Genomic DNA, 11,064 nt, shown 5'->3' with positions numbered 1-11,064 from the left:
AAACCCCTCGGACACCCTTGGAGGCCGGTGGCGGGGTAGCGTCTTTTGGTCCGTTGTGATTCCGGATACAATTGTGGCTCCATGGGCCACAACCAAGATGATGCCGAACGGGCATCCGTTGCCGAGCAGGGACAAGACCGCGCAGTTGCGCCCGGATCCAGGCCGGCCAAGCAACTGCGCTTCAGCACCAACGGCATTCCGGCAACGAATCGGATTGAGTTGTGGGAGCACCACAACGCCAAGGCGCTTATTCCCCTGGACATCAGGACCATTGATGAGGAGCCGCTTGAGGCCAGGGAAGTCAGCCTGGGCTACGGCTCGCTCAGGTTTGGCGGCGTCACCGGCAGCGCCCAAGTCGTGGAACGCAGCGAACGTTTCATCCGGCGGAATCCCACGGATGCGATAGCCGTCTTCTTCACGCTTCGCGGGGAGGCGCTCTTCTACCATCGCGATGGCCACGAGATCGTGAGGCCCGGCCAGGCCATCATCTGCGACGCGGACCGCCCGTTCATGCGCGGTTTCAGCAAGGGACTGAAGGAAATGGTCCTGACCATCCCGCGTGAAGAATACCTGGAACTTTCCGCGGGACAGCCGCTGCTCAAGCCCCGGATCATCGATTTCAGCCAGGGGGCGGCGTCAAATCAGCAGATGCGCGCGCTGGCCGGACTGGTTAGCTCCACACTCTCCGGGCAGCCAGGGAATCGGCCGTGTCCCGAAGGCTCCGCCCTGGACCTGCTCCAGATCCTGGTATCAGGAGGAAGCAGGGAGACCGGTGCCGGGTACCTGGCTGCGGCGCATGCCCATATCGAAGACCATTTGTGCGACCCGGAACTCGGGACGGCCAAGATAGCTGCTGCCATCGGCATCAGTGAGCGGCACCTCTCGCGCATCTTCTTAGAAGCGGGAGAGCCATCCGGCAGCTACATCAGGGAGCGGCGCCTGGAGTTGGCCCGCGGCATCCTGACCGACCCGGCCAGGCAATCGGTGCCGGTCGGGGCGGTGGCACTGCAGGTCGGCTTCGCGTCGCAAAGCTATTTCACGCGCGCCTTCAAGTCCCATTACGGCATCACGCCGTTGGCTTCTCGCCGCGAGGCGCTGTGGGGCACCTAAGGGGGTAGGTCAGGCAACGGATCTTGCCGCCGGTTCGCGGTGAAGTTGAATCAGGCCGCGGCGAGTCGTTCGGCGACTCGGTTAAAGGCCTGCTGGCCCAGGATCGCGCCCTCGCGACGGATTCCCGCCTCGTGCAGGCGAATGACCCGATCCAATTTCACCTCGCTGGGACGGCCCTGCCGATCCCAGGCACCGGTGCCGATGTCCACATAGTCGCGGTCCTGGGCCTGCCCGTTGTTGCGGTCCTTGGAGGTGAGCATCAACGCCAGCAGATACTGGCCGTCGCGCCCGACCAACAACACCGGGCGGTCCTTGCCCTGCGTGTGGTCCTCCTCGTAGGGAACCCAGGCCCATACGACTTCACCAGGGTCCGGGCGTCCGTCGGCGCGCGGGGAATACGCTGCGTTTACCGCACCCCGGAAGTCCCCGGGGTAGCCGCCGAACTCCCAGCTGGCGGTCTCGCCCGAGGCCGGAGACGGGGCCGGGTCCCGCCTGCGGGTCGAGGTGGAGCCGGGGCGATTGCCGGCCGGGCGGCCGGTGCTGCGCTGCTGCCTTGCCGCGCCCCTGAGGGCTGATTCGAGTGCGCGGCCCAGGAGCCTGAGGATGGAGGCGGTGTTGAACTTCATGTGGTCAAACTACCAGTTCGGGCATGCTCCTGAGTCGCAATGCGACACCGTGCCCCAAGCATGGGAGAATGGCCTGTGCGAAGTATTTCGCACCCCCCTGAACATTTTCGTCCCCCATTAGCGAGGTCCCTTACGTGTCACCCATGGCCCGCACCGCACCGGTGCCTGCCGCGACTGATCCGGCGATCATCAGAAACTTCTGCATCATCGCCCACATCGACCACGGCAAGTCGACCCTGGCCGACCGGATGTTGCAGCTCACCGGAGTCGTCTCCTCACGCGATATGAAGGCCCAGTACCTGGACCGGATGGACATCGAGCGCGAGCGCGGCATCACCATCAAGTCCCAGGCCGTTCGCATGCCGTGGGAGGTCGACGGACAGTCCTACGCGCTGAACATGATCGACACCCCCGGTCACGTCGACTTCACCTATGAGGTCTCGCGTTCGCTGGCCGCCTGCGAAGGCGCCATCCTGCTGGTTGACGCCGCCCAGGGCATCGAGGCCCAGACGCTGGCGAACCTTTACCTGGCCATGGAGAATGACATGACGATCATTCCCGTGCTCAACAAGATCGACCTTCCGGCAGCGCAGCCCGAGAAGTACGCCGCCGAGATCTCCAAGCTCATCGGCTGCGACCCGGAGGACATCCTGCAGGTTTCGGGCAAGACCGGCATGGGCGTCGAGGCGCTGCTGGACAAGGTCGTCCGCGACCTGCCGGCACCGGTCGGCGATCCGAACGCCCCGGCCCGGGCCATGATCTTCGACTCCGTGTACGACACCTACCGCGGCGTTGTCACCTATGTCAGGGTCGTCGACGGCAACCTCTCGCCGCGCGAGAAGGTCCAGATGATGTCCACCGGCACCGTCTACGATCTGCTCGAAATCGGTGTTTCCTCCCCGGAGCCAAAGCCCAGCAAGGGCCTGGGCGTCGGCGAGGTGGGCTACCTGATCACCGGCGTGAAGGACGTGCGCCAGTCAAAGGTCGGCGACACCGTCACCAACTTCGCCAAGCCGGCCGAAAAGTCCCTGGGCGGCTACCAGGACCCGAAGCCCATGGTGTTCTCCGGCCTGTACCCGATCGACGGTTCTGACTACCCGGCCCTGCGCGATGCACTGGACAAGCTGCAGCTCAACGACGCCGCGCTGACCTACGTCCCGGAGACCTCCGTGGCCCTGGGCTTCGGTTTCCGTGTGGGCTTCCTGGGCCTGTTGCACCTGGAAATCACCCGTGAGCGCCTCGAGGCCGAGTTCAACCTTGACTTGATCTCCACCGCACCCAACGTGGTGTACGAGGTCATGACCGATGACAAGAAGCTGCGCACCGTGACCAACCCGAGCGAGTTCCCCGACGGGAAGATCCTCGAGGTCCACGAGCCGATGGTGGCCGGCACGATCCTGGCCCCGAACGAATTCGTCGGCGCCATCATGGAACTGTGCCAGTCCCGCCGTGGTGTCATGCGCGGCATGGACTACCTTTCCGAGGAACGCGTGGAGATCCGCTACTGGCTTCCGCTGGCGGAAATCGTCTTCGACTTCTTCGACGTGCTGAAGTCAAAGACCCGCGGCTACGCCTCGCTGGACTGGAAGGCCGACGGCGAACAGGTCTCCGACCTGGTCAAGGTCGACATCCTGCTCCAGGGCGAACAGGTCGACGCATTTTCCGCCGTCACGCACCGCGACAAGGCCTACGCCTACGGGCTCATGATGACCCAAAAGCTGCGGGAACTGATTCCGCGCCAGCAATTCGAGGTGCCGATCCAGGCAGCCATCGGTTCACGCATCATTGCCCGTGAGTCCATCCGCGCCATCCGCAAGGACGTTTTGGCCAAGTGCTACGGCGGTGACATCAGCCGCAAGCGCAAGCTGCTGGAAAAGCAGAAGGCCGGCAAGAAGCGGATGAAGATGGTCGGCCGCGTGGAGGTTCCCCAGGAAGCCTTCATCGTCGCCCTGTCATCCGACGAGCCCAAGAAGAAGTAGCAATGCCTTCTGCCTTGCCCCTCGGGGACCCGGCGCCGTCGGACGGGTTGCTTCCGGCAACCTGCGCCGAGGGCGCCGTGGACCGGAGTTTTTCGGTCTACGTCCACATTCCGTTCTGCGCGGTGCGCTGCGGTTACTGCGACTTCAACACCTACACGGCCCACGAGCTGGGATCCGGCTCCAGCCAGGACACCTACGCCGAGGCGGTCTCCGCGGAAATCGCCTTTGGCGCGAAGGCCCTGGAGGAATCGGGCGTGCCGCGCCGCGAGGTCTCCACCGTCTTTTTCGGCGGCGGAACCCCCACGTTGCTGCCCGCCGAGGACCTGGTCCGGGTGCTGGCCGAAATCCGCACCCAATGGGACCTGGCGCCCGACGCCGAGGTCACCACCGAGGCCAACCCGGATTCGGTGACGCCCGAATCCCTGCAGCTGCTGGCCGACGGCGGGTTCACCCGCGTGTCCATCGGCATGCAGTCGGCGGTCCCGCACGTCCTGAAGACCCTTGACCGCACCCATGACCCCGCGCGGGTTGGCCAAGCCGTGCAGTGGGCCAAGGACGCCGGCCTGCAGGTCAGCGTCGACTTGATCTACGGCACCCCGGGGGAGTCGGTCGAGGACTGGCGCACCAGCGTGGCCACGGCCTTGTCCTACGATCCCGACCACATTTCGGCCTATGCGCTGATCATCGAGGAGGGCACCCGGCTGGCCGGGCAGATCCGCCGCGGTGAAGTCGCCAACATCGACGACGACGACCACGCCGACAAATACCTGATCGCCGACGAGCTCTTTGCCGCCGCCGGCTACAAATGGTACGAGGTCAGCAACTGGTCCAAGGACGAATCCACGCGTTGCCTGCACAACCTTGCCTATTGGCAGGGCGGCGACTGGTGGGGAGCGGGCCCCGGCGCGCACTCACACGTGGGCGGGCTGCGCTGGTGGAACGTGAAGCATCCGGCCGCCTACCAGCAGCGCATCGACGCCGGCACCTCGCCGGCGGCAGGACGGGAAACACCTGACGCCGAGGCGCGTTACCTGGAGAAGGCCATGCTGCTGACCCGCATCGTGGATGGAATGGACACCGCGGACCTTGAGCCTGCGGGCCGCACGGCCATTGCCGGGCTGATCGCCGATGGATTGGTGGTGCCCGAGGCGGCGTTCGCCAAGAGGGTCGTACTCACCCTGCAGGGCCGGCTGCTGGCCGATGCCGTGCTGCGGCGTTTGCTGGATTTCTAGTCCCGGGCGATTTGGCAGGACACCAAGGAAGGTGTGGTCGGAAACCCCGAGGGGCTTTCGACCACACCTTCCTTTTTTGGACGTTTCGCTGCTACCGGAAGAGGCGCAGGTTCAATCCGTAGCGGTAGGGGCGGGACTTGTTGACGTTGATTCCCGCACGCACTCCGCTGATGGTCAGGAAGAGCCAGATGGCCACCACCAGGATCGCGAAGATCCAGCCAATCCCGGGGATCATCGAGAACAAGTGCAGCACGATGGCCAGGACGGTCAGCGGGAAGGTGAAGTTCAGCGCTTCCCTGGATTCCTGGGCAGTGAACGGGCCGCGCGCCCGGAAGACCGCGTAAATGACCAAGGAGGGAATGCAGCCCAGGATCGCGCCGAAGTGGGCGATCGTGGCCCATTGGCGGTCCTCGGAGGGGGTCAGGGGCAGGGGCGCGGCCGAGGAACCTTCGAATCGATCCGACTGGCTGTCGCCGCCGGGAGCATTTCGTGCCTCGTTTACCACTGCTGATGTCCTCTTCGTTGGGTTGGTTGAACCGTTGGCCAGTTTATCCCCAATCGGGTGACACCGGCGAACACGAAATGCCGTTCGTTGCGCAATTGGGACCAGCTGGCGGATTTGGCCGGGATTCCGCGTTATCCCCGATGGTCCCACGTGCCCGTTCGCGTCGACGCGGTGATCAACCTCACGTGCGGGTGGGCGGGTCAGTGGTCCCCGGCGGTCAGGAAGTCGATGACTTCCTCGACCCGGCCCAGCAGCGACGGCTCCAGATCGGCGTAGGAGCGCACCTGGCCCAGGATCCTCTCCCAGCCCTGGGCGACATCGATCTGCTCCTGGTGCGGCCACCCCAGCCCCTTGAGGATGCCGGTCTTCCAGTCGGTGCCGCGCGGCACGACCGGCCACGCCTTGATCTTCAGCACGGAGGGGCGGATGGCCTGCCACACATCGACGTAGGGGTGCCCGACGATCAGTACGTTGCCGGCAGCGCCGGGAACGCGCATCGCCTCGGCGGCGATCCTTGCCTCCTTGGTTCCTGCCACGAGGTGGTCGACCAGGATGCCGAGCTTGCGCTGCGGGGAGGGCGCGAAGGCACGGATGGCACCGGCAAGGTCGTCGACGCCGTGCAGCGGTTCGACGACGATGCCCTCCACGCGCAGGTCGTGGCCCCATACCTTCTCGACCAGCTGGGCATCGTGCTTGCCCTCGACCCAGACGCGGCTGGCACGCGCCGTGCGTGCCTTCAGGTCGGTGACCATGCGCGAGCCGGAGGCGCTGCGTGCGGTTCCCTGGGGAGCCGGGGGAGCGGCGGCGGGTTCGATGATTTCCACCGGCTCACCCTCGAGCAGGAAGCCGAAGCCGGCGCGGAAGGACTTGGTGCGTCCGTGGCGGTCCTCGAGAACCATCACGCGCATGCCGCCGGATTTTTCGGTGCGAACCACCTCGCCGACCCATCCGCTTTCCACGTCCTCCAGCAGCAGGCCGCGGGCCAGCGGGACCTTGCGCAGTGTGCGTTTCCTGGGGGCGCTGATGTCCTGGGCGCCCCAGCCGTGGTAGCTCATCGTGTCACTTTCAGCTAGTGGTCAACAGGTCCCGGACCCATGTACGCAGCGGATTCGTTTGCCAGGGGCCGGGCAGCGTTCCGCCCTCCCACTGGCTGATGTGTCGAACGCGGCATCGCGGTCACGGACCAAACCATGCTAACAAGGGATGCGAAAGGTATTAGACTTAGCAGTTGAACGTGTCGAGTGCCAATGCCTGCCGTCGGGCCTCGGTGCGCGGCCGGGGGTGTGGACACTGCCCCCGGGACCATGGTGATCCGGCTTGCTGGGAGAGGTGAGAATGACCGAACCACGTAGGCTCGAAGTCCTTCGAGCCATCGTTGAGGACTACGTGCAGTCACGGGAGCCCGTTGGTTCGCGTGCCCTGCTCGATCGCCACGATTTGGGCGTCTCCGCCGCCACGATCCGCAACGACATGGCATCGCTGGAGGAGGAAGGGCTCATCGTGGCCCCGCATACCTCCTCCGGGCGGATCCCCACCGAAAAGGGCTACCGGCACTTCGTTGACCAAATCGGGGACATCAAGCCGCTCTCGGGCGCGGAACGACGCGCCATCGCGGCGCTGCTCGAGGGATCCCACGACGTCAACGACGTGCTGGAAAACACCGTGAGGCTGCTGGCCAGCATCACCCGGCAGGTTGCCCTGATCCAGGTGCCGCACTATTCGAACGCCACCGTTCGCCACATCGAATTGGTGGGACTGGGCGGCGGGCAGACTCTGGTGGTGCTCATCGCCTCCAGCGGCAAGGTCGAACAGCGCGTGATCCTGCTCCCGCCCTCCTTGGGGGAGTCGGACCTGCAGCAACTGCGCGCGGTGCTTCTCTCCGTCCTGGACGCCAAGCCGATATCCGACGTCGTCCGGCTCGCCCAAGGCGTCCCGGAACTCGTCGAGCCGCGCCTGGCACCGGCGGTCCGTGCGTTGGCCGAGGCCCTTGGCGCCCTGGCGCGCAATTCCTCGGTGGACAGGATCCTCACCGCCGGCACCGCGAACCTGGCCCGCGCCAACCTGGATTTTCCGCTGAGCATCACCCCGGTGCTGGAGGCGCTCGAGGAACAGGTGGTGCTTTTGCGCCTCTTCTCCGAGCTCGAACAGGACGCCCATGGCATTGCCGTGGGGATCGGCACGGAAAACCAATACGGCGCCCTGACCGAGGCCTCGGTGGTCGCCACCGGATACGGTCCCGGCGAACAGGCCATGATCGGCGTGCTGGGTCCGACGCGGATGAACTATCCCACCTCGATGGCCGCGGTTCGCGCCGTCGCCCGATATCTTTCCCGAATCCTGGCCGGCTAATGCGGGTCGTAACATATTTCTTGAAGTACGAAAGGACACAGCGAGCACTGTGAGCACCCATTACGAAGTCCTGGGCGTCAGCAAGGACGCCACCGGCGAGGAAATCAAGAAGGCCTACCGCAAGTTGGCCCGTAAGCTCCACCCGGACGTGAACCCCGGCGAGGACGCGAGCGAGAAGTTCAAGCTGGTCACCCGCGCCTACGAGGTGCTCTCCGATGCGGACAAGCGCGCCAACTACGATGCCACGGGCAACGAGAACGGCAACGGCCAGACCGGCTTCGGCGGCGGCGGAGGATTCGGCGGGGGTGGCTTCGGTGACATCTTCGAGCAGTTCTTCGGCGGCGGCGGAGCCCAGGGTCCTGCTTCGCGCACCCAGCGCGGCCGCGACGCGTTGATCACCGCCACCATCGACCTGGCCGACGCGGTGGCCGGGACCGTCTACCCGCTGGAGATGGAAACGGCAGTCACCTGCCCGACCTGCGAGGGCAGCTGCTGCCGTCCGGGCACCTCCCCGGTCACCTGCACCATCTGCCACGGTGCCGGACAGGTCCAGCGCCCGGTGCGCTCGTTCCTGGGCCAGATGATGACGGTTGAGACCTGTGCCGCCTGCCGCGGCTTCGGCACCACCATCCCCGACCCCTGCATCGACTGCAATGGCCAGGGCCGCATCCGCGAACGCATTTCCAAGCAGCTCAAGGTTCCCGCCGGCGTTGCCAGCGGCACCCGCATCCACCTGGCCAGCCAGGGCGAGGCCGGCCCGGGCGGCGGACCGAACGGCGATCTTTACGTCGAGATCGAGGTCCGCCGGCACAAGATCTTCGAACGCGACGGCGTTGACCTGCACGCGCGCATGAACGTGCCGATGACGGCCGCCGCCCTCGGCGCGGACCTGGACCTGGAGACCTTCGACGGCTCCCAGGTCATCGAGGTCGAATCCGGCGCGCAGACAGGGGACACCGTTCGGCTTCCGGGCTTGGGCGTCCCGCGCCTGCGCGGCGGCAAGCGCGGGGACATCATCGTCCACCTGCAGGTGGAGACCCCCACCAAGATCGACTCCGAACAGCGTGAGCTGCTTCAGCAGCTGGCCAAGCTCCGCGGCGAGGAATTCGCCGAGGGGCGCATGGAAAACAGCGGCGGAATGTTCTCGCGGCTGCGCGGGAAGCTGGGCAACCTGGGCGCATGAGCAACCAGTGCTTCTTCCTGTCGCCCGGTGAGCTCAAGGATGCGCGGGTAGACGCCGAGCTGCAGCTGGACGGCCCCGAGGGCCACCATGCGGTGACGGTCAAGCGCGTCCGCGTGGGCGAAATGATCGACCTGGTCGACGGCTCGGGGGTGCGGGCGGTCGCCGAGGTCACCGCGACGCAGAAGGCGGCACTTGTCGCAACGGTGCGCGCCCTCGAAGCCGAGGCGCTGCAGCCGGTGGCCATCACCCTGGTGCAGGCGCTGGCCAAGGGGGACAGGGATTTGCAGGCGGTGGAGTCCGCCGTCGAACTGGGCATCGACGCGGTGCGTCCCTGGCAGTCGGACCGGGCCATCGTGCGCTGGAACGACGCGAAGGCCGCCAAGGCCCTCGCCAAATGGGAGGGCACGGTGCTCGCCGCGCTCAAGCAGTCCCGCCGCACCTTCCTGCCCGAGGTGCGCCCGATGCTCAATAGTGCAGAGCTTGCCCGGGACATCGCCGAACGGGTCTCGGGCCCGGTTCCTGCCCTGGTGGTCGTCCTGCACGAACGCGGCACCGAGTCCCTCGCGGCCGTGGTTGCCGGGTGGCTGGAAGCCGCCCCCGTGCCGGTGCCGGACGAATCCGGGACGCGACAGGAGATCCAACTGGTGGTGGGACCCGAGGGCGGGATCTCCGATGCCGAGCTCGACCGCTTCACCGCGGCCGGAGCCAAGGTGGCCCTGCTGGGAAGCCATGTGCTTCGCGCCTCCACGGCCGGCCCTGCCGCACTGGTGCTCACCCGGCACCTGCTGGGCCAGCTCTAGGACACCAAGGATTCCCCCGTTCCCCGCTGGAATTTTTCCGGCGGGGAACAGGGGGATCTTTTTGTGCTGGTGGGGTTCCCGCCAAGCGCCAGGGGTGCAAGGCCTAGTGCTTGACGGTGAAGTCCTTGGACTCGGTGCCGGAGCGGCCGCCGGTCTGCGCGTCGACGCCCCAGGCCGTGAACGTGTATTCGCCGGGGGCCAGCACATAGCTGAAGGAAAATTCGTTGTGTCCCAGCGCATCGCCGCCGGTGTGCAGTGCACCGGAGGCCACAACGGTGTCCTCGTCGCCGGATTCGCCGCGGCGGGTGATTTCCCAGAATTCGCCGCCGGAGAACATCGCGCTCACGCCGTGGAAGGTGACCTGGCCGGCCTTCTGTGTGGATCCGAATTGTGGGTCGATGATCCACAGCGGCGCGGCCAGCGCGGTGTCGCGCCCGAAGTCGTGGTCCAGGGTGATGTGGTCAAAGGCCTCGTAGCCGGTTTCGCCGTCGACGAGGATCCGCACGGTGGGTTCCAGTCCCTCGGTGAGGATTCCGGCGTTCGACGCGGCCGCGGTGGCCGTGAACACCAATTGGGCGATGGAACGTTCGGCCAGTCCCTCATCGACGTCCGAGCCGAAGGCCTTGGCCGAAAGGTCCAAGGTGATGACGTTGTCGGGGCCGATTGAGGCGCCGACGGACGAGCTGGGGCGCCAGGCGCTGAAATAGCGGGGGTCCGCCGGCTCTTGGGAGAGCATGTAGCGCACCGAGTCGGCGATGGGATCGGCCGCCTCCTTGACGCGAACGAACTCCCGGTACAGGGAGACGGTTCCGTCGTTTTCCGCCAACCAATACACCGGGATGTGTGCGGTGGTGTTCAGTGATTCCATCTCCACGCTCGGCAACGGCGCAGGAGACTGCACGCTGGTTGCCGCTTTCGGCATGGAATACCGCTCGCCCGGTACGCCCAGCCCGCACGCGGCCAGGGCACCAAGTGCCACAGTCATCCCCAGCACCGCAAGGCGGGAACGGGGGGACCGGCTGGAACGGGACATCGGAATACTGGGCTCTCTGCAGGAATCTGGGGCGAATGGCTGGACCGGCATGGCGGGGGATTGCCGTGGGTCCTTCCCCAGCTTGGCATAGGTTGACGACCGGTAGGGCGGGAAATCCGCGATTCGCGTGGACTGTTGCCTGATTGATATGTATCGATGCAAGTTGTGCCCCAATCGTTGCCTTCCCAATTTGCAAACCATTCGCTATATGGTTTCTTGGCCGCACGCCCGTGCCGCCACACGGGTA

The 11,064-nt window shown here is 65.9% G+C and carries 10 protein-coding genes; 6 read left to right on the top strand and 4 right to left on the bottom strand.

The annotated features are described in order from the left end of the window. The first annotated feature begins 81 nt into the window (after positions 1 to 81). Positions 82 to 1,110 carry an AraC family transcriptional regulator gene (locus tag Q2T94_RS18575; RefSeq protein WP_302266110.1) on the top strand — a complete coding sequence of 343 codons (1,029 nt, stop codon included), beginning with the start codon at positions 82 to 84 and terminating at the stop codon, positions 1,108 to 1,110. 50 nt (positions 1,111 to 1,160) lie between these two features. Here the strand turns inward: Q2T94_RS18575 and Q2T94_RS18570 are convergent, their stop codons facing one another. After that, positions 1,161 to 1,736: a type II toxin-antitoxin system PemK/MazF family toxin gene (locus tag Q2T94_RS18570; RefSeq protein WP_302266109.1), complete on the bottom strand. Its 576-nt coding sequence runs from the start codon at positions 1,734 to 1,736 to the stop codon at positions 1,161 to 1,163. Positions 1,737 to 1,870: 134 nt separating this feature from the next. Between Q2T94_RS18570 and lepA the strand changes: the two genes are divergently transcribed. Both lepA and hemW read left to right on the top strand, forming a co-directional pair. Further along, positions 1,871 to 3,715 carry a translation elongation factor 4 gene (gene lepA / locus Q2T94_RS18565; RefSeq protein ID WP_264268934.1) on the top strand — a complete coding sequence of 615 codons (1,845 nt, stop codon included), beginning with the start codon at positions 1,871 to 1,873 and terminating at the stop codon, positions 3,713 to 3,715. Between the two features lie 2 nt (positions 3,716 to 3,717). Then, positions 3,718 to 4,947: a radical SAM family heme chaperone HemW gene (hemW, locus tag Q2T94_RS18560; RefSeq protein WP_302266108.1), complete on the top strand. Its 1,230-nt coding sequence runs from the start codon at positions 3,718 to 3,720 to the stop codon at positions 4,945 to 4,947. Positions 4,948 to 5,038: 91 nt separating this feature from the next. Here the strand turns inward: hemW and Q2T94_RS18555 are convergent, their stop codons facing one another. Both Q2T94_RS18555 and Q2T94_RS18550 read right to left on the bottom strand, forming a co-directional pair. Continuing rightward, a complete protein-coding gene (locus Q2T94_RS18555; protein WP_302266107.1) occupies positions 5,039 to 5,452 on the bottom strand; it encodes a DUF4870 domain-containing protein in 414 nt (137 codons plus the stop codon). 200 nt (positions 5,453 to 5,652) lie between these two features. After that, positions 5,653 to 6,507 carry a DUF3097 family protein gene (locus tag Q2T94_RS18550; protein WP_302266106.1) on the bottom strand — a complete coding sequence of 285 codons (855 nt, stop codon included), beginning with the start codon at positions 6,505 to 6,507 and terminating at the stop codon, positions 5,653 to 5,655. 280 nt (positions 6,508 to 6,787) lie between these two features. On the opposite strand from Q2T94_RS18550, the gene hrcA reads away from it, so the two are divergent. From hrcA to Q2T94_RS18535, 3 genes are read left to right on the top strand one after another with little or no spacing between them, the layout of a single operon-like run. Next, positions 6,788 to 7,801: a heat-inducible transcriptional repressor HrcA gene (hrcA, locus tag Q2T94_RS18545; protein WP_264268930.1), complete on the top strand. Its 1,014-nt coding sequence runs from the start codon at positions 6,788 to 6,790 to the stop codon at positions 7,799 to 7,801. Positions 7,802 to 7,850: 49 nt separating this feature from the next. Then, positions 7,851 to 8,984 carry a molecular chaperone DnaJ gene (gene dnaJ / locus Q2T94_RS18540; protein WP_302266105.1) on the top strand — a complete coding sequence of 378 codons (1,134 nt, stop codon included), beginning with the start codon at positions 7,851 to 7,853 and terminating at the stop codon, positions 8,982 to 8,984. After that, positions 8,981 to 9,784, top strand: a complete 804-nt coding sequence (locus Q2T94_RS18535) for a 16S rRNA (uracil(1498)-N(3))-methyltransferase (RefSeq protein ID WP_302266104.1) — start codon at positions 8,981 to 8,983, stop codon at positions 9,782 to 9,784. Before dnaJ ends, Q2T94_RS18535 begins: the two co-directional genes overlap by 4 nt. Before the next feature lie 103 nt (positions 9,785 to 9,887). On the opposite strand, the gene Q2T94_RS18530 is transcribed toward Q2T94_RS18535, so the two are convergent. After that, on the bottom strand, positions 9,888 to 10,769 hold the full coding sequence (locus tag Q2T94_RS18530; RefSeq protein WP_302266103.1) for a GerMN domain-containing protein: 882 nt from the start codon (positions 10,767 to 10,769) through the stop codon (positions 9,888 to 9,890). Between the last annotated feature and the right edge of the window lie 295 nt (positions 10,770 to 11,064).

The organism is Paeniglutamicibacter sulfureus (genome assembly GCF_030512175.1).
GTDB classification, from domain to species: Bacteria; Actinomycetota; Actinomycetes; order Actinomycetales; family Micrococcaceae; genus Paeniglutamicibacter; species Paeniglutamicibacter sulfureus.
This window is presented reverse-complemented; position numbering and strand designations above follow the sequence as displayed.